The following is an 18,097-nucleotide window of genomic DNA, read 5'->3' on the forward strand; positions in this document are numbered from 1 at the left end:
TCGAAGGAAGGGCTTTTTTGCAAAGGTCTCAATCCGCCTTTTCCCGTTTCCTTCATTACCATGATTTAAAACGAACATAAAACACCAAAAAATGGAATTAATAAAAATAAAATTTCAAAAAATATTAAATAACATTAAATTTAAACCTGCATTTCTACTCTAATCATCTACAATTAAAAATAATCAAACCAAAAATTTTCAATAAAACATTAATTACACAACACTACATTTTTGCTATAATTGCCGCCATTCAATCCACAACCCAAACCCAAAAGAAGAGGAAAAGCCATGGGTATCAAAGTTGCCATCAACGGTTACGGCCGCATCGGCCGCCAAGTAGTGCGCGCTATTTTTGACTACAAACTGCAAGACCAACTCGACATCGTTGCCATCAATGCCAGCGGCAGCATCGAGACCAATGCTCACCTGACCAAATTCGACACTGTTCACGGCCGCTTTGACGCTGATGTTTCCCATGATGAAAAACACCTCATCATCAACGGTAAAAAAATCCCTTACTTCTCTACCCGCAACCCAGCCGAATTGCCATGGGGCGAATTGGGCGTTGACCTGGTCATGGAATGTACCGGCGCGTTCACCAGCAAAGAGAAAGCCAAAATCCACTTGGAAAGCGGCGCGAAAAAAGTGCTGATTTCCGCTCCCGGCGGCGATGATGTTGACGCAACCATCGTTTACGGCGTAAACGACGACGTGATTACCGACGACATGACCGTTATCTCCAACGCATCTTGTACCACCAACTGCCTGGCGCCTGTTGCCAAAGTGTTGAACGAAAACATCGGTATCGTAAACGGCGTGATGACCACCATCCACGCGCTGACCAACGACCAAACCGTAACCGACGTACGCCACAAAGATCTGCGCCGTGCACGTAGCGGCGTGGAAAACATGATTCCGACCAAAACCGGCGCTGCAAAAGCCGTCGGTTTGGTATTGCCAGACCTGAAAGGCAAACTCGACGGCCTCGCCATCCGCGTACCGACCGTCAACGTTTCCCTGGTTGACCTGAGCTTCCAAGCGGGCCGCGACACTTCCGCCGAAGAAATCAACGCGCTGATGAAAGCCGCTTCCGAAGAAGGCCGTCTGAAAGGCGTATTGGCCTACAACACCCTGCCACTGGTTTCCATGGACTTCAACCACACTACCCAAGCCAGCACATTTGACTCTACGCTGACCAAAGTAACTGCAGGCAAAATGGTTAAAGTGTTCGCATGGTACGACAACGAGTGGGGCTTCAGCTGCCAAATGTTGAACACCGCGCGCCGTATGTTCGGTTTGGAAGTACGTCCGTTCTAATCGGCTTCCAACGCAAAGGCCGTCTGAAACATCTTTTCAGACGGCCTTTTGTATTTCCTTTAAAATAGCGCATTCCCATTTATTTTCAGACGGCCTCTTCATGTTTCCCAACGAATCCGCCCCCAACCTCCTGCAAGGCTTAAACCCTGAACAACTCTCCGCCGTAACCTGGCCGCCGCAATCCGCCCTCGTTTTGGCGGGTGCGGGCAGCGGCAAAACGCGCGTACTGACCACGCGCATCGCATGGCTTTTGCAAAGCGGTCAGGCCAGCGTACACAGCATCATGGCGGTAACGTTTACCAACAAAGCCGCCAAAGAAATGCAGACCCGTTTGGGCGCGATGATTCCCGTCAAAGTCCGCGCCATGTGGCTCGGTACGTTCCACGGCCTCTGCCACCGCTTTTTGCGCCTGCACCACCGCGATGCCGGCCTGCCCTCTTCCTTCCAAATCCTCGACAGCGGCGACCAGCTTTCCCTCATCAAACGCCTGCTCAAAAGCCTCAACATCGCCGAAGAAATCATCGCACCGCGTTCGCTGCAAGGCTTTATCAACGCGCAAAAAGAATCCGGCTTGCGCGCTTCCGTCTTGAGTGCGCCCGATCCGCACACACGCCGCATGATTGAATGTTACGCCGAATACGACAAAATCTGCCAACGCGAAGGCGTGGTCGATTTTGCCGAACTCATGCTCCGCAGCTACGAAATGCTGCAAAGCAACGAAATCCTGCGCCAGCACTACCAAAACCGATTCAACCACATTCTGGTCGACGAGTTTCAAGACACCAACAAACTGCAATACGCCTGGCTGAAACTGATTGCCGGCAACCACGCCGCCGTCTTTGCTGTCGGCGACGACGACCAAAGCATCTACCGATTCCGCGGCGCAAACGTCGGTAACATGACCGCATTGATGGAAGAATTCCACATCGACGCGCCCGTCAAACTCGAACAAAACTACCGCTCCGTCGGCAACATCCTCGCCGCCGCCAACGCCGTCATCGAAAACAACGACGAACGCCTCGGCAAAAACCTGCGCACCGACGCCGAAGCAGGCGACAAAATCCGCTACTACTCCGCCTTTACCGACCTCGAAGAAGCCCAATTCATCGTGGATGAAACCAAAGCCCTCGAACGCGAAGGCTGGGATTTGGACGAAATCGCCGTCCTCTACCGCAGCAACGCCCAATCCCGCGTCATCGAACAAAGCCTGTTCCGCAGCGGCATCCCCTACAAAATCTACGGCGGCCTGCGCTTTTACGAACGCCAAGAAATCAAACACGCCCTTGCCTATCTACGCCTCGCCGTTAATCCCGACGACGACAACGCCCTCTTACGCGTGATTAACTTCCCACCGCGCGGCATCGGCGCACGCACCATCGAAAACCTTCAGATGGCCTCAGACGAACAAGGCATCACCCTCTGGCAGGCAGCCTGCAACGCCGGCGCAAAAGCCACCAAAATCGCCGCCTTCGTCCGCCTGATTGAAGCCCTGCGCAACCAAGTCGGACAAATGCCCCTGTCCGAAATCATCGTCGGCATCCTCAAAGACAGCGGCCTGACCGAATACTACCGAACCCAAAAAGGCGACAACCAAGACCGCCTCGACAACCTCGACGAACTCGTCAACGCCGCCATCGAGTTCAAACCCGAAGACAGCAACTTTGAAACCCTGCCTGAGAACATTTCAGACGACCCCGCCTTCCCCATCCTCGCTTTCTTGAGCAACGCCGCCCTCGAATCCGGTGAAAACCAAGCAGGCGCAGGCGAAAAAGCCGTCCAACTGATGACCGTCCACGCCTCCAAAGGCTTGGAATTCAACGCCGTCTTCCTCTCCGGCATGGAAGAAGGCCGCTTCCCCAGCGAAATGAGCCTTGCCGAACGCGGCGGCCTCGAAGAAGAACGCCGCCTCATGTACGTCGCCATCACCCGCGCCCGCAAACGCCTCTACATCACCATGGCGCAACAACGCATGCTGCACGGACAAACCCAATTCGGTATTGTCTCCCGCTTCGTCGAAGAAATCCCGCCCGAAGTATTGCACTACCTCTCCGTCAAAAAACCCGCCTACGACAGCTACGGCAACACACACCAAACCGCTGTACAACGGGACAAAATCATCGACGACTACAAACAGCCCCAAACTTACGCAGGCTTCCGCATCGGACAAAACGTCCGCCACGCCAAATTCGGCACCGGCGTCATCATCGATGCCGTAGACAAAGGCGAATCCGCCCGACTGACCATCAACTTCGGCAAACAGGGCGTGAAAGAACTGGATACCAAGTTTGCGAAATTGGAAGAGATGTAGAAACTAGAAGGCTTGGAATGATAAAGGCCGTCTGAAAACGTTTTAGCTCAAAATTGCTATCCGTTTTCAGACGGCCTTTGTTACATTCAAACCACTTTTAAATCATACCTTCATATTAAATAACAATCGCAAATCAAGGCATTTAGCTGCTGAAGGTATCTTTCTTCTTCGTCAAAACATATTGATAAACTTCTTCTACCGTAGCCTCGTCATAGCTTTTGCCAAAGCGTTTTTTGTAGCCCAGTTCATATAGTTTTACATGATGCCCTTCCGGGATTTCGACGCCCACATTTTCCAAACACGATTTGGCGCAATGCAGATGACAGCCGTCAATAACCAACATCGGCCGTCCGGACTGCGCTTTGCGCACCAACGGCGCGACTTTGCCGCCCACGCCGGAAATACACGACATTTCAAATTCTCCGGCATGGTCGAGCGCTACGGCAGTGTTGTTGGCCAGCTGCGCCACATCGGAGCATCCGGAACAAGAATAAATTAAGGGAAGCTCATTGCGGTTAGGCATTTTCTATTTCCTTCGGTAGCGGTTTTTATCTTTATATGTCCACCTATGGTCAGTCTGTCGGGCGCATCATGCGTGGTATGCAGACCCGTTTTCTTTTTTCAGACGGCCTACGGCTTATCCATTTATATAATATTAAAAGGCATCATAACTCAATACGATTAGACATTCTAGAACAAAGCAGATGCTACCTTCTAAAAAATAAAGGCCGTCTAAAAACAGATAATGCTGCTTTTTCAGACGGCCTTTTTATTTGAAGTTAATGATTAGGCTTTGTGTTCGCCATCATTCTCTTCTTTAGGCGGAACGGGGGCAAACCAGCCGACCAAAAGCAGCAACAGGCCGACGATGATGAAGGAGACGATGCGCGCGATACCGCCGCTGTTGGAAAGCTCGATCAGGAAGAGTTTGACGACCACGATGCCCATCAGCGTCGCGCCTGTCATCCAGTAGGAACGCTGTTTGCGGCGGTTGCCAAGTACCATCAAGATAATGGCGGTTACTGCCCAAACAACGGAGAGGCTGGCTTGCAGGCCGAAGGATTGGAGCATGATGTCAAGACGCCAAGTAATGCCGTCGTAGAAATGCCATACGCGCATCACGCCTGCGCTGATCAGCATAAATGCCAAGGCGGAAACTGTGGTTGCCGTGGTACGGCGAAGGTCGGGCGGCAAGGCGTCGGGCAGGGATTTCAGGGCAAACCAAAGCATACCGGCGCAGGCGAGTTCCAATGGGTTAAGCACGGGAATATACGGCAACGGCGAAGATTGGAACGGCGTGGAGAAGTTGGTCCACAGCATCCAACAAGCGGCGGCAAGGGCGCACAACGGCAAGGCGAAATGCTGATAAATGGTTTGATGCCGTCTGAAAAATTCACGTTGGCGCTGAGTATGGAAAACAATCCACATTGCTAAAGGCACAACCAGCCATGAGAGCTGCGACCAAACGCCGGAGAGAAGGCCGCCGACATACAGCGCGGTCCAAAGCGTCCAAAGTACGCCGAGTATCGTGATATTGAGTTTGTGCAACCAAATCAGATCATGGCGCGGATAGTTGTTCAGAATAATGAAGTTCAACACGGTAGCGGCGGCAAGCGGCAAGGCTGCGGCGGCTGTCCATGCGTGTTCGGTATGGTAGAAGACGAAATGCATGGCAAACACGGGCAGGAATGCCAAGTTTGCCTGCAACAGCTCTTCCCATTTCAAACGTTTTGCAAACAGCAGCAAGCCGGCAAATATCGGCCACATCCACAACTCGATAAACAGGGTTTCCTCGCCTGTCCATTGCATATAAAGGGCGTAGCTGCCTGTTGCCAACGCAGTAAGCAGGATGATCCAGCCTGAAACCTGCGCAAAGTAAACCTCGTTTCCTTCCGGTTTTTCGCTTGCAACCGGTACACGCGGATATTGCAGCGCGTAGGCAGCTGCAAAAAGCAAAGGCGTAGCGGCAATAAGGTACAGATGGCTCAGGAAGCCTTTGGATTCATAAATGATGCTGCTTTGCAGCAACAGGGCGAACAATACATTGCCCAAGACAAAAGTGATAAACACATTCGGCTCATGTTTGCGCCGGCAGAATGCCCACGCCGCTGCCAAAGCAGAGAGAGCGACAATGCTGCCTTGGTCGGCCAAGAAGAGCAAAGGCAAAATAGAGATGTACAGCAAGGCGGCAGACAACACGGCCGTCTGAACGGATTTTTCCCATTGCGCCGAACCTTCGCGACGCGAGAAATACCACAGCAAATAAATCGCCGCTCCGCCAAGCAACACCACAACCGTTGTAAACCACTGCCCTTCCAGAACGGTATCCGTACCGAAGCCCTGATAATTGCCCAATTGAATCAGTACCGCCAAGAGATAAACCATCAGCGCACCCAAACGGATATGCGGACGCTGTTGGCGCAAACCGAAGAAATAAACCAGTGCGGATTCGGCACTCCACAAAATGACCGTATTGCTCGGTTCAAAATAAAGCGGAACGGCAATCGTGAGGAACAATACCGCCAACGCAAAAAACGCCTGACGCAAAATATACAGCCCCTGCTGACGTTTCAGCAGCAGCGCGGCCAGTCCGTAAACCGCGGCAAAACCCAATGCAGAAAGCGCATCCGCAGACGGCCAATGCTCCACCATGCGGTATTGCAAGCCGAACGCCGCCGCCATCGTGCCAAACAATAAAGTATGGTCGAGGACATGAACGCGCAGGCCGTGTGTATAAATACTCTTGCCGATTTCTTCCAAAGTCGCATTGTCGGCAATCGGCGTAACGTTGTCTTCGCTGTTTTCCTTCAACTTACGGCGTGCGAACAGATACGCGATAAAGGTATAGAGCAGCCAGTGGTAAATCAGGAAAGGCTCGGTAGTGGCGAAATGTTGCGGCGTATAACTTCGCATGCCCCACAGCGCGGCAATGGCAAAAGTAGCGGCAAAACCCGTCAGGTTCAGCGGACGCCATGCCTTAAACCACGCAATCGCGGCCACACCACCATTGAGCAGGGCAAGATAAGAGAATAGCACCAAATAATTGCCGCTGCCGTCTGAAGTCAGCAAAGGCGCGGCCATACCGCCGATTAAAGCAACCTGCGCCATAATCTGCGCATTCTGCCTTACCGCCAGCCACGCCATCAGCACAACCATTGCTACCATCAGCCCGAACACGACCGACACAGGCAAAAGCGGATGCAGTTTCAACGCCGCCAACGCCGTCAAATACATCACCGCCACGCCGAAACCCTGCAACACCAAGCCATATTCACGCTTACGGCTTTGCAGCTTCCAGCCGCCGACCACCGCCGCCAAACCCGCACCCGCCACAGTCAGATAGCGCAGCTCCACCGGCACATGAACCCGCTCGGAGGCATAGCGCAACAAAAACGCCAAACCGAGGAACAACACCACAATACCCGTTTTCAACAGCGGATTGCCGCGCAAAAACCAAGCAACAATCGGATTATCGGAAAACTTGTACTCTCCGCCTTCCACCTTATCTTTATGGATAACGAATTGACGCGATGGCGCTTCTTCGCTTTCAGACGGCATCGAAGCAACAACAGCCTCTTCCTTAGGCAGCCCTGCTTGTTCAGCAGCAACCGGAGCAACCGCCTCGACAACTTCTTCCACAACAGGCTCAGACGAAGCAGCAGCCTTGGCAAAAACAGGATTAATAGGTATAGAAAAAGAAGGTGCAAACGCCTCTTCAATCTTCTGCTTAACAGGCGCAGCTTCCGCCTCAGGCTCAACCCGAACATGAAGCGGCTCAGAGGCCGTCTGAATATCGGCAACAGCCCGAGCCTCAAGCCCCTGCCCTACCTTCGCCTCATCACGGACAGCCTCATGCTCCAACACCGACAAACGCCGTTTCAGCAGCTCGATTTCCTGCTCCAGCTTTTGCATCCTGTCGCCTGCCGTAGCAGATTCAGCCAGACGCTCTTCTTGGCGTTGTTTGGCGATTGACCAAACAACCAGCCAAAACAACGACCCAATAATAACGCCCGTGGCCATCTCATCAGCAAAATAGCCGATAATAATAGGAATAAGCAGGCCAAAAAACTGCATGAAACACCTGTTTGATAACAATAAGAATATGCCGATTGTAACACCGGCAACATTATTCATGAAAAAAAGAGACAAAAGGCCGAGAATAAAAGCATACGGCAAATAGAATATAGAGAATCGGCATAGAAAAAGGCCGTCTGAAAATGTTTAAGGATTTTCAGACGGCCTCTGTCTGTTTCAGCAATCCAACGCAAATCATGAAAAGAAACGCATTGGGTCTTGTTTCAAACTACGGCTTACCTTCCCGATAATACCGCCGCACCTGCTTTTGCGACGCTTTCGTCTTCATCGACCGAACCGCCGCTCACGCCGACGCTGCCGACGATAACACCGTTTTTATCCACCAGCAGCACACCGCCGGGGAAAATCACCAAACCGTCGTTGGTCACCTCAATACCGTAAAGATCGCCGCCCGGCTGCGAAGCCTTGCCCAGATCGCGGGTGGACATATTGAAATAGCGCGCCGTTTTCGCCTTTTTCTGCGCAATATCAATACTGCCGATAAACGCATCGTCCATACGCGCAAACGCCTTCAAATTACCGCCCGCGTCCATGACCGCGATATTCATCGGCACCTTGATTTCACGCGCCTTTTTCATCGAAGCCTGCACCACCGCCTGCGCCTGAGCCGTCGTCAAATCGCCCGGCAGCGTTTTGGTCAAACCCGACGAAAACGCCGGCGCACCCAATGCCAAAGTACACAACAATGCAACTGATTTTATGCCGCGCATAACTGTCTCCTTGTATTGAATCAATGAAAGGTACTGCACTTTTGATTGTATGCCTGTCGGCGGGAAGAATAAAGGTCGTCTGAAAAACTCTGTAACAGGTTTTCAGACGGCCTCGGGTGTTTTTGGGGTTCAACAACCGCGTGCGTGCGTACCGCACACACCCTACACCCGATGCCCAGCTTCAGTAGGTCGGATTCTCGAATCCGACGGTTATTTGAGATGGCAGTGGCTCTTGTCGGATACAAGTATCCGACAAGAGCTGGCTAGTTTTAAGATGCAGGCTACAGCTCGCTGGCTTACGGATAGCTTTAAAAAACACATATTGCCCATATATCAGGTACAATACCCAATTTAATCTAGCATTTAAATAAAAAGGAGTATGCCATGACCGCAGTTTCTACGGCTAGACGTATTCTGGAAATGTACTGGGATTATAAGATTCCTGTGAACCTTGAACAAATTGCGAATGATTTGGGAGTTAGAGTTCGATATGCCCCTTACCTCGAAGGTGGAGAGGATATTTCAGGGCGTTTTGATTTAATTAACGGGCAAGCTATTTGTTCTATTCGTAGTACAGACTCTGAACAACGGCAAAGATTTACTCTTGCACATGAATTAGGGCATTTTGCTCTTAATCATGGTGGTGGATTCAGAGACAATGACTATTCATTTAAAGATGTTTATGATCCAAGAGAGGCTGCTGCTAATAGATTTGCAGCGGAACTGATTATGCCTGAAGTGGCTGTTAATCATCTTATACAAAAGGAAAATATTAAAGATATTTATGAATTAGCAAGATGGTTTAATGTATCAAAACCTGCGATAACTTACCGACTGAGAAATCTAGGTTGGCCTGTAGAAAATGATGATAATATTGGATACTAAAATTATATGAAAAATAATGAAAACAAAATTAAACACAGCAGCAAAGAAATTCCACGTAATGTTGAGATCTCTTCAGATTCATCATCAGATGATTCACTACTAGGTTTTGCTGATAAAGAGGGAGTTGGAGGTATCCCAAACACTAAATTTCAAGATCAAGTTAACAAAGCACTTCTAGATGCAGAAAGCCAGAGGAGAGAATTATTCGAACAGGTCATTTGGCTTGGAGTAATGGTCATCGTTGGCTTATATTTTATGCTTGCATTATGGATTTTTTGCAGTAATGAAAGTAAATCTAATAACTTATGGCATATAGCAATGATATTAGCATTACCTCCAACTACTATTTTGTTTTTATTAGTGAAGGTGTTATCAAAAACTGAGAATAGCGAACGAAATAAAGAGCAAGAAAATGGTCTTAACAATTTTCCAGCCACACAGTTTCTAAATCAATTATTAGATATACTAAAAACTTGGGTTAACAAAAAATATCCAAACTAGTATTTGTCCTAATTTGCTTTATTGGAAACTTATTAAGCTAACCTCCAAGGGAAATATTAAAAAAGATGGTATGAATTTATACCATCTTTAATTTTTTATCAATGTGCCTCTTCCCAATTCATCCCCACGCCTACTTCTGCCACCAGCGGCACGTTCAACATCTCCTCATCTACTTTCGCCATAATCTGCGGCAGTTTTTCTTTGACCAAATCCAGTTCGGCTTCGGGTACTTCCAACACCAATTCGTCATGCACCTGCATAATCAGTTTGGTTTTCAGGCCATCTGAATCCAGCCAGCGGGATACGTCTATCATGGCACGTTTGATGAGGTCGGACGCGGTGCCTTGCATGGGGGCGTTGATGGCGGCGCGTTCTGCTCCGGCGCGGGCGTTGGCGTTTTTGTTGCGGATGTCGGGCAGGTAGAGGCGGCGGCCGAACAGGGTTTCGACAAAGCCTTGGGCGGCGGCTTGTTCTTTGGTGCGCTGCATGTATTCGGCGACGCCGGGATAGCGGGCGAAGTAGCGGTCGATAAAGTTTTTGGCGGAGATGTTGTCGATGCCCAATGATTTGGCGAGGCCGTATTGGCCCATGCCGTAAATCAGGCCGAAGTTGATGGTTTTGGCGTAGCGGCGTTGTTCGGACGAGACGTTTTCGGGGGCAATACCGAACACTTCGGCGGCGGTGCGGCGGTGGACGTCTTCGCCGTTTTGGAACGCGGTAATCAGGGTTTTGTCGCCGGAGAGGTGCGCCATGATGCGCAGCTCAATTTGGGAATAGTCGGCGGAAACGATGACGCTGCCTTGCGGTGCGGTAAAGGCACGGCGCACGCGGCGGCCTTCTACGGTGCGGATGGGGATGTTTTGCAGGTTGGGGTTGTTGCTGGCGAGGCGGCCGGTAATGGCGACGGCTTGGGCGTAAGTGGTATGCACACGGCCGTCTTTGGGGGAAATCATTTCGGGCAGTTTGTCGGTGTAGGTGGATTTGAGTTTCGCCAGGCTGCGGTTTTGCAGGATGATTTTGGGCAGGGGGTAGTCGGGCGCAAGCTGTTCGAGCACGGCTTCGTTGGTGGAAATGCCGCCTTTGACGGTTTTTTTCAGGCCTTTGGTGGGGATGCCCATTTTGTCGAACAGGATCTCTTGCAGCTGTTTGGGCGAGTTGAGGTTGAACGGCTGGCCTGCGGCGGCGTAGGCTTCTTGTTCGAGCTTCATCAGCTCGGCGCCGAGTTCTGCGCTTTGGCGGGCGAGTTCGGCGCGGTCGATTTGCACGCCGTTGCGTTCCATTTCAAACAATACTTGCGCGACAGGCAGCTCCATTTTTTCATACATTTCAAGCTGTTTGGCGTCCATTTGCGCGCGCAGGTGCGCTTCGAGGCGCAGGGCGAAATCGGCGTCTTGGGCGGCGTATTCGGTCGCCTGTTCGATGGCGACATCGGCAAAACTAATTTGCTTCGCGCCTTTGCCGCACAGCGATTCGTAGGTAATGGTTTCCAAGCCGAGCCAGCGTTCGGACAATTCGTCCAAGCCGTGTCCAAGGTGGCTCTCGATGATATAGGAAGCGAGCATGGAATCGCCGGCAATGCCGTTCAGGGCGATGTTGTAGTTGGCGAAAACGTGTTGGTCGTATTTGAGGTTTTGCCCGATTTTTTTCAGGGCGGGGTTTTCCAAATGCGGTTTCAGACGGCCTAATACGTCTTGTAAATCAAGCTGTTCGGGTGCAGCGGTCAGGCTATGCCCTACGGGAATGTAAACCGCCTCCCCTGCTTGGAACGCAATGCTGATGCCGACCAGCGCGGCATTCATCGCGTCTAATGACGTGGTTTCCGTATCAATGCCGATTTTGTCCGCCTTCGCCAGTTTGTCCAACAAGGCGGCAAACTGCGCTTCGGTGGTAACGGCTTGATAATCCAGTTTTTCAGGGGCTGGGGCAAGTTCGGGTTGTTTTTCAGGCTGTGTTTCCATCGCCAATGCGGCTTGTTCGCCGATATGCTCACTGCCGAACAAATCAGTGTTTTGCGCTTCGTGCATACGGCTTTCCGCCTCTTTCAGCCAAGTACGGAAGCCCCAGCGTTTGAAATCGACAACCAGCTGCGCCCATTTAGGCGTAGTGCGGCGCAGGCTTTCAAGGCCGTCTGAAAGCTCGGTGTGCAAATCCAAATCGGTTTTAATCGTTACCAAATCATACGACAGCGGCAGTTGTTCCAAAGCGGCTTGCAGGTTTTCGCCGACCTTGCCTTTGACTTCGCCAGCGTGTTCCATCACACCAGCCAGCGAGCCGTAGGCTTCCAGCCACTTCACCGCGGTTTTCGGGCCGCATTTTTCCACACCTGGCACATTGTCCACCTTGTCGCCCATCAGCGCGAGATAATCGCGGATTTGGTCGGGGCGTACGCCGAATTTTTCCTTCACGCCTTCAATATCCAGCGTTTCGCCGCTCATCGTGTTCACCAGCGTCACGCGCTCATTCACCAACTGCGCCATGTCCTTATCGCCGGTGGATACCACCACGTTCCACCCTGCTTCGCTAGCCATCTTAGCCAAAGTGCCGATAACGTCGTCCGCTTCCACCTGCGGAATCACCAATACCGGCCAGCCCATCAGGCGCACCAAATCCGGCAAGGCTTCCGCCTGCGGGCGCAAATCGTCCGGCATCGGCGGACGCGTCGCCTTATAGTCGGGGAACATCTCGTGGCGAAAATTTTTGCCCTTCGCATCAAACACCACCGCGCAATAGTCGTGCACATAATCCGCCCGCAGTCGGCGCAGCATGTTCAACACGCCATACATCGCCCCAGTCGGCGCACCGTCGGGCGCAGACAAATTCTGCCCCATGGCATGATAGGCGCGGTAAAGATAAGAAGAGCCGTCAACGAGAAGGAGTGTAGGTTTGTTGGACATGGAGAACCTGCTGTGTGTATGAAAATAATGTACGGATTATAAAGGAAAAGGCCGTCCGAAAACCGAAAATCAAGTTTCAGACGGCCTGATGTTTACATAAATATACGGTTTCAGGTATTGCGCCTCAGAATCCCATCTTGTATATTTGTATTCAAATGAATACAAACCAAAGCAGACGAATATGAATGCAACGAACCGTATCCCAATTAGTGTGCGCATCACTCAGGAAGATGCTGATTTTATTGCTGAACTAAAAATCGAAGGTGCGAATACGCCGTCTGAAAAAATCCGCGAATTGCTCAAGTTAGCTCGCTTGGCGCATACGCAAACGCGCGATTACAGCTCCGCACTGACGGCGCAGGAGCAATTTTTCCAAGCGGCGAAACACGAAATCTTGCACGCTGAAAAACAGGCCGGAGTGCATTCGCATATCGTGGCGAGGTTGTTTGAACAACTGCCTGACTTAGGCGCAACACTCGCCGCCGACCTGCCCGAAGAAGCTGACCTCGACGATTTGAAAAAATACGAGCGCGAACTGATGTGGCGCATCGTCCGCCTCACCGACAGCATCTTGCAACTCGCCGTAACCGGCAAAGGTGCAGCATACGACGACAGCGTTCTGCAACAGCTTGAAAACACTTTGAAACTGGCGAAGATTGTGCAGCAGGCAAATGAAGTTTAAGACTGCCGCCATACCAAATGAAACAAACACATTTTAGTGAAAGGAAAATCCAAATGAGCGAAACCCTATCCCGCCGAGTAGGCCGTCTGGTAAGCGGCGGTTTTCATACCCTGATTGATGCGGCGGAAAACCTCGCGCCTGAAGCGGTCATGAACGAAAGTATCCGCGAAATTGAGCGCGCAGTAGATGAGGTGCGTGCTGAATTGGGCAAAGTGTTAGCTCAGAAACATCTTGCCGCCAAGAAAATGGCCGATGAAAGTAATCGCCACGAGGCCATCGATGCCAATCTGCAAGCCGCCGTAGATGCTGGTCGCGATGATCTTGCCGAAGCGGGTATCGCCGAACAGATGGACATCGAAGCGCGTCTGCCTGTTTTGGAAAACACCATTGCCGATTGTGCCGCACAAGAAAAAGAGCTCGAAGGCTTTATCGCCGCCCTGCAGGCGAAAAAACGCGAGATGCAGCAGCAGTTGCAAGACTGGCGTACCACACAGCAAAGCATGGGCACAGGCAAAACAGCCGGTGGCAACGGCAGCGACCTCAATCGCATTGCCCGTGATGCTGAAAAAAGCGGCAATGCCTTCGACCGTGTGATGGGTCGCCAAAACTCGGTACACAGCAGCACTGATGCGGCGCAGTTAGCCAAGCTGAAAGAACTGGAAGACTTAAGCCGCAACAACCGCATTGCCGAAAGATTGGCAGCATTGAAAGCAGGGAAATAAGATGAATTTTGTTAATAAGATTTATGAGCTTGCTGAGCAGATTGCTTACTACCATAAGATGTTGAATCACCATGCTGCATGGTTGCTGTTATCAACTATCGCGGTTTGGTCTCTTGGTGATAATCACCCCATACCCGCAATAGTTGCTGCTATTTTAATCATGGGATTCTATGTTGTTATCATTATGAATGACGTGAAGGCAAAATATGGAGACAAATTAATTGCAGATGGATGGAAAGTTTCTATTAAAAAAGCCATAAAATTGTTAAAAACCGAAATCTTGGAAAAATGTGACAACCAAGAGCAGCAAAAACTCTTAGATTTATTGGAGAAGAAATGCCTAACTCAAATACAGTTTAAAAACTTCTTCAAGCACCGTTTATTTTGGATTGCATATATCTTTTGGGTGTGGATGCTTTTAGATTTACTTATATTAAATAGATAAAATCCAAACAAACCCCACCAACATTAAAAATGTATTATTCCAAATACAACTCCAATAAAGAAAAAATTAAAAAGAATAAGGAAATGCAATATGTGGAATCTAATCAACGCCCCCGAAACTGAAATCTTCGGCATTGCCATTGCGCTGATGGTTTTGCTCGGTGTGTTTGAAGTCATTTCCATGCTGGCAGGCGGTATTAGCGACTGGTTGGACAACCTGTTGCCCGACAGCCTGACCGAAACTGCGCACGCCGAGGTCGGATTGGATGTGGCGGATGCAGGCATATTCGTGCGTTTCCTGAGCTGGCTGTATGTCGGACGTATTCCAGTGTTGATGTTGATGGTGGTGTTTCTTGCCGTATACGGATTGACGGGTTATCTGTTTCAGACGGCCTTTGCCACTGTATTCGGCAGTTATCTGAATGGCACGCTGGCAGCAGTCATTGTTTGGTTTATTTCCCTACCCTTGGTACGCGTGACGGCTAGCGGTTTGTACAAAATTATGCCGAAAGATGAAACCACTGCCGTTTTACAGGAAAGTTTAATCGGCCGCGTCGGCACGGTGGTATTGGGCGAAGCTCGGGTAGGCAATGCGGCGCAGGTGCGCGTGAAAGATGCTTACGGCCAACAGCATTATGTGATGGTAGAGCCTGACTCTGAAGATGTATTGAAACAAGGAGATGCGGTATTACTGGTGTCGTTGGACGGAAATACATTTAAAGCGATTTTGAATCCGAGCGGCAGCTTGGTAGATTAAGGCCGTCTGAAACCGCAATTTTTGCAGCATTACAGAAAATACGGATATTGACTGTCGTCATTCCCGCGTAGGTGGGAATCCAGTTCTCGGAATTCCAAGAAGATTTGAAAATGGCTGAACCTTTTAAGTTTCTGGATTCTCGTCTGCGCGAGAATGACGATGATATGTTTATATTCTTTATTTTAGAGCCTTAAATTTTTTGGCAATTTATTATTTTAAGAAGGAGTAATAAGAAATGCCTAGATGGATTATGGATAACTGGTTCAATATATCAGCTGTGCTTGTGGCAGTAATCAGTATGTTTGGATTACATAATTTAATGCGCAAATTTAATGGTTTGGAAAGACTTTCTAAAAGTCGAATTGAATATAGGCAGGCAAAAGAATTAATCCACCTGATTGAGCAAGCAGAACACCAAGATGCAAAACCTCATGCTTATTTAATTGAAAAAGGATACGGTGCAGTTTCCGGTACGAATAAATTGGATTCTGAGGAAATTATTTATTGCTTAGGGATGAAGTCTCCTAATCGAGCTTTAAGGTATTACACTTTGGGATTGAAATACTTGGAATATTCTGCAATAGTTGGGAAAGTATGTTTTAAAGAAAAATTCAATGATAGAAAGAGAAGGTTAAAAAATTATATATTGAATTATATTAGATATTTTATTTTGCAATAATAGCAGCAGTAATTTTATGGGTGCCTACCCAAGTTGATTTTAAAAATTCTTATTATTCTTTCATATTTTTAGCAATTATATCATTTCCTTTTATAGGGTTATCATTTATTTATTTGTCTGAAGCATCGAATTTGAGTTTTGCGGAAAAATTCATGAAACTTCAAGCCAAAACGTTTAAAGAATCAGAGTTTGAAACTTTAATAGCAAATGAACCTGAAACAAAAGAACCTGAACGAGAAAACTAAGAATTTTAACCCTTTCAGACGGCCTCTTTCCCTCAAAGCCTTCTGAATCCACCGCCCCAAAAGGCATATTAACAAGAAGAAAGGAAAAACCATGAATTTGGTCTCTATCGGCACTATCGCCGGCGTCATACTCGTCGCGCTGTTTGTACTCGGCCTCATCCTGACCCGTCTGTATCGCCGTGCCAGCAAAGAAGTTTCATTTGTCCGCACCGGTTTTGGTGGCGAAAAAGTCATTATGAACGGCGGTGCGATGGTGCTGCCCGTATTGCACGAAATTATCCCCGTCAACATGAATACACTGCGCCTTGAAGTACGCCGCGCTGCCCAACAAGCGCTGATTACCCGCGACCGTATGCGCGTTGACGTGATGGCGGAATTTTACGTCCGCGTTAAACCCAGCGCCGAGAGCATTGCGACCGCTGCACAAACGCTGGGTATGAAAACCATGTCTCCCGATGAGTTGAAAGACCTCGTTGAAGGTAAATTCGTTGACGCCCTGCGCGCCGTTGCCGCCGAAATGGCGATGGAAGAACTGCATGAAAAACGTGTTGATTTCGTTCAGAAAGTACAACAGGTCGTGAGTGAAGACTTATTCAAAAACGGTCTCGAACTCGAAACCGTTTCCCTGACCGGCCTCGACCAAACCAGCTTTGAGTTCTTTAACCCGCAAAACGCCTTTGACGCGGAAGGTTTGACCAAACTGACCGAAACCATCGAAGGCCGCCGCAAAAAACGTAACGAAATCGAACAAGATACCGACTTGGCAATCAAAACCAAAAACCTCGAAGCCGAGCAGCAACGCCTGAAAATCTCGCGCGAAGAAGAATACGCCAAACTCGAACAAGAACGTGAGATTGCCGTACGCCGCGCCGAACAAGAGGCCAGCATTGCCGAACAAGAATCTCAGAAAAAACGTGAAGCGGAAGAAGCAAAAATTGCCGCTGAACGCGAAGTGGATTTGAAACGCATTGCCGCCGAACGCGACATTAAAAACGAAGACATTAGAAAAGCCCAAGCCGTTGAGCAGGCCGAGGTTGAACGCCGCAAAGCCATCGAATTGGCCGAGCAAGACCGCGCCATCGCCGTTGCCGAAAAATCGCGTGCTGAATCCGAAGCCAAAGCCGAAGCCGACAAAGCCCGCGCCGCCGCCGTTCGCGAAGAAGAGAGTGTGATTACCGTACGCGAAACCGAACGCGCCGAGCGTGCCAAAGCGGTTGAATTGATTGCCGCCGAAGAAGCTGCGCAAAAAGATGCGATTTCGCTCACTGTTGCCGCTGAAGCTGAAAAACAAGCTGCACAAGACCGCGCTGAAGCCGTGCGTATCGCCGCCGAAGCCGAAGCCGAGAAACAACGCCTTCAAGCCAAAGGTGAAGCCGATGCCAAGATTCTGTTGGCGCAAGCGCAAGAGCAACAATACAAGGTTGATGCAGAAGGTACACGCGCTGTGAACGAAGCTGCCAACGTCCTGAGCGTTGAACAGGTTGAAATGCAAGTCCGCCTTGCCCTCTTAAAACACCTGCCTGACATCATCCGCGAATCCGTCCGCCCAATGGAAAAAATCGAAGACATCAAAATCTTGCAAGTCAATGGTCTGGGTGGCTTTGCCGGTGGTGCAAACGGTGCGGAAGGTGTTTCAGACGGCCAAACCACACAAGCCAGCCTTGCAGACCAAATGGTCAACAGCGCCCTGCGCTACCGCAGCCAAGCCCCATTGGTTGACGGTCTCTTGAAAGAGTTGGGATTGAATGGTGGCGATATCAACGGTCTGACCCAAGGACTGGATAAAACCATCGACCAATCATAAACGAATGCCGTAATAATGATTTAAAGGCCGAGACCTTTGCAAAATTCCCCAAAA

At 49.8% G+C, this 18,097-nt stretch carries 14 protein-coding genes; 10 read left to right on the forward strand and 4 right to left on the reverse strand.

What is annotated here, in order from left to right; translation table 11 throughout:
• The first annotated feature begins 288 nt into the window (after window positions 1-288).
• Together gap and uvrD are read left to right on the forward strand one after the other, a co-directional pair.
• Window positions 289-1,317 (forward strand): type I glyceraldehyde-3-phosphate dehydrogenase, encoded by a 1,029-nt coding sequence (gap, locus tag HMPREF2608_RS06645; RefSeq protein WP_049335996.1) that lies wholly within the window; start codon window positions 289-291, stop codon window positions 1,315-1,317.
• Window positions 1,318-1,417: 100 nt separating this feature from the next.
• Window positions 1,418-3,625, forward strand: a complete 2,208-nt coding sequence (gene uvrD / locus HMPREF2608_RS06650) for a DNA helicase II (protein WP_070826399.1) — start codon at window positions 1,418-1,420, stop codon at window positions 3,623-3,625.
• Between the two features lie 142 nt (window positions 3,626-3,767).
• On the opposite strand, the gene HMPREF2608_RS06655 is transcribed toward uvrD, so the two are convergent.
• The 3 genes from HMPREF2608_RS06655 to HMPREF2608_RS06665 form a co-directional block, all read right to left on the reverse strand.
• Window positions 3,768-4,148, reverse strand: coding sequence for a putative zinc-binding protein (locus tag HMPREF2608_RS06655; RefSeq protein WP_036493928.1), 381 nt, complete (start codon window positions 4,146-4,148; stop codon window positions 3,768-3,770).
• 263 nt (window positions 4,149-4,411) lie between these two features.
• Window positions 4,412-7,699 carry a DUF2339 domain-containing protein gene (locus HMPREF2608_RS06660; protein ID WP_141761471.1) on the reverse strand — a complete coding sequence of 1,096 codons (3,288 nt, stop codon included), beginning with the start codon at window positions 7,697-7,699 and terminating at the stop codon, window positions 4,412-4,414.
• Between the two features lie 236 nt (window positions 7,700-7,935).
• On the reverse strand, window positions 7,936-8,430 hold the full coding sequence (locus HMPREF2608_RS06665) for a GlcG/HbpS family heme-binding protein (protein WP_070826401.1): 495 nt from the start codon (window positions 8,428-8,430) through the stop codon (window positions 7,936-7,938).
• A gap of 384 nt (window positions 8,431-8,814) precedes the next feature.
• Here HMPREF2608_RS06665 and HMPREF2608_RS06670 point away from each other — a divergent pair, with 384 nt between their 5' ends.
• Window positions 8,815-9,315, forward strand: a complete 501-nt coding sequence (locus HMPREF2608_RS06670) for an ImmA/IrrE family metallo-endopeptidase (RefSeq protein WP_070826402.1) — start codon at window positions 8,815-8,817, stop codon at window positions 9,313-9,315.
• Between the two features lie 6 nt (window positions 9,316-9,321).
• Window positions 9,322-9,816 (forward strand): hypothetical protein, encoded by a 495-nt coding sequence (locus HMPREF2608_RS06675; protein ID WP_070826403.1) that lies wholly within the window; start codon window positions 9,322-9,324, stop codon window positions 9,814-9,816.
• 98 nt (window positions 9,817-9,914) lie between these two features.
• Here the strand turns inward: HMPREF2608_RS06675 and polA are convergent, their stop codons facing one another.
• On the reverse strand, window positions 9,915-12,710 hold the full coding sequence (gene polA, locus HMPREF2608_RS06680; RefSeq protein WP_070826404.1) for a DNA polymerase I: 2,796 nt from the start codon (window positions 12,708-12,710) through the stop codon (window positions 9,915-9,917).
• Window positions 12,711-12,891: 181 nt separating this feature from the next.
• On the opposite strand from polA, the gene HMPREF2608_RS06685 reads away from it, so the two are divergent.
• The 6 genes from HMPREF2608_RS06685 to HMPREF2608_RS06710 all read left to right on the forward strand — a co-directional run bounded on the left by HMPREF2608_RS06685 (window position 12,892) and on the right by HMPREF2608_RS06710 (window position 18,043).
• Window positions 12,892-13,392, forward strand: coding sequence for a hypothetical protein (locus HMPREF2608_RS06685; protein WP_004518995.1), 501 nt, complete (start codon window positions 12,892-12,894; stop codon window positions 13,390-13,392).
• Window positions 13,393-13,445: 53 nt separating this feature from the next.
• Complete coding sequence (locus tag HMPREF2608_RS06690; protein ID WP_070826405.1) at window positions 13,446-14,114, forward strand: PspA/IM30 family protein; 669 nt, start codon at window positions 13,446-13,448, stop codon at window positions 14,112-14,114.
• 1 nt (window position 14,115) lies between these two features.
• Window positions 14,116-14,559 (forward strand): hypothetical protein, encoded by a 444-nt coding sequence (locus HMPREF2608_RS06695; protein ID WP_070826406.1) that lies wholly within the window; start codon window positions 14,116-14,118, stop codon window positions 14,557-14,559.
• A 90-nt stretch (window positions 14,560-14,649) separates the two neighbouring features.
• Window positions 14,650-15,315, forward strand: a complete 666-nt coding sequence (locus tag HMPREF2608_RS06700) for a YqiJ family protein (RefSeq protein WP_070826407.1) — start codon at window positions 14,650-14,652, stop codon at window positions 15,313-15,315.
• A gap of 235 nt (window positions 15,316-15,550) precedes the next feature.
• A complete protein-coding gene (locus tag HMPREF2608_RS06705) occupies window positions 15,551-15,994 on the forward strand; it encodes a hypothetical protein (protein WP_070826408.1) in 444 nt (147 codons plus the stop codon).
• Window positions 15,995-16,330: 336 nt separating this feature from the next.
• Entirely contained in the window at window positions 16,331-18,043 is a 1,713-nt protein-coding gene (locus HMPREF2608_RS06710; protein ID WP_070826409.1) for a flotillin family protein, read from the forward strand.
• Window positions 18,044-18,097: the final 54 nt, after the last annotated feature.

The sequence above is a fragment of the Neisseria sp. HMSC064D07 genome, assembly GCF_001837185.1.
GTDB lineage: Bacteria > Pseudomonadota > Gammaproteobacteria > Burkholderiales > Neisseriaceae > Neisseria > Neisseria flavescens_C.

What these genes read in the sequence shown, in the direction of transcription:
- gap (WP_049335996.1), top strand. Translation starts at nt 289, where the DNA reads ATGGGTATCAAAGTTGCCATCAACGGTTACGGCCGCATCGGCCGCCAA.
- uvrD (WP_070826399.1), top strand. Translation starts at nt 1,418, where the DNA reads ATGTTTCCCAACGAATCCGCCCCCAACCTCCTGCAAGGCTTAAACCCT.
- HMPREF2608_RS06655 (WP_036493928.1), bottom strand. Translation starts at nt 4,148, where the DNA reads ATGCCTAACCGCAATGAGCTTCCCTTAATTTATTCTTGTTCCGGATGC.
- HMPREF2608_RS06660 (WP_141761471.1), bottom strand. Translation starts at nt 7,699, where the DNA reads ATGCAGTTTTTTGGCCTGCTTATTCCTATTATTATCGGCTATTTTGCT.
- HMPREF2608_RS06665 (WP_070826401.1), bottom strand. Translation starts at nt 8,430, where the DNA reads ATGCGCGGCATAAAATCAGTTGCATTGTTGTGTACTTTGGCATTGGGT.
- HMPREF2608_RS06670 (WP_070826402.1), top strand. Translation starts at nt 8,815, where the DNA reads ATGACCGCAGTTTCTACGGCTAGACGTATTCTGGAAATGTACTGGGAT.
- HMPREF2608_RS06675 (WP_070826403.1), top strand. Translation starts at nt 9,322, where the DNA reads ATGAAAAATAATGAAAACAAAATTAAACACAGCAGCAAAGAAATTCCA.
- polA (WP_070826404.1), bottom strand. Translation starts at nt 12,710, where the DNA reads ATGTCCAACAAACCTACACTCCTTCTCGTTGACGGCTCTTCTTATCTT.
- HMPREF2608_RS06685 (WP_004518995.1), top strand. Translation starts at nt 12,892, where the DNA reads ATGAATGCAACGAACCGTATCCCAATTAGTGTGCGCATCACTCAGGAA.
- HMPREF2608_RS06690 (WP_070826405.1), top strand. Translation starts at nt 13,446, where the DNA reads ATGAGCGAAACCCTATCCCGCCGAGTAGGCCGTCTGGTAAGCGGCGGT.
- HMPREF2608_RS06695 (WP_070826406.1), top strand. Translation starts at nt 14,116, where the DNA reads ATGAATTTTGTTAATAAGATTTATGAGCTTGCTGAGCAGATTGCTTAC.
- HMPREF2608_RS06700 (WP_070826407.1), top strand. Translation starts at nt 14,650, where the DNA reads ATGTGGAATCTAATCAACGCCCCCGAAACTGAAATCTTCGGCATTGCC.
- HMPREF2608_RS06705 (WP_070826408.1), top strand. Translation starts at nt 15,551, where the DNA reads ATGCCTAGATGGATTATGGATAACTGGTTCAATATATCAGCTGTGCTT.
- HMPREF2608_RS06710 (WP_070826409.1), top strand. Translation starts at nt 16,331, where the DNA reads ATGAATTTGGTCTCTATCGGCACTATCGCCGGCGTCATACTCGTCGCG.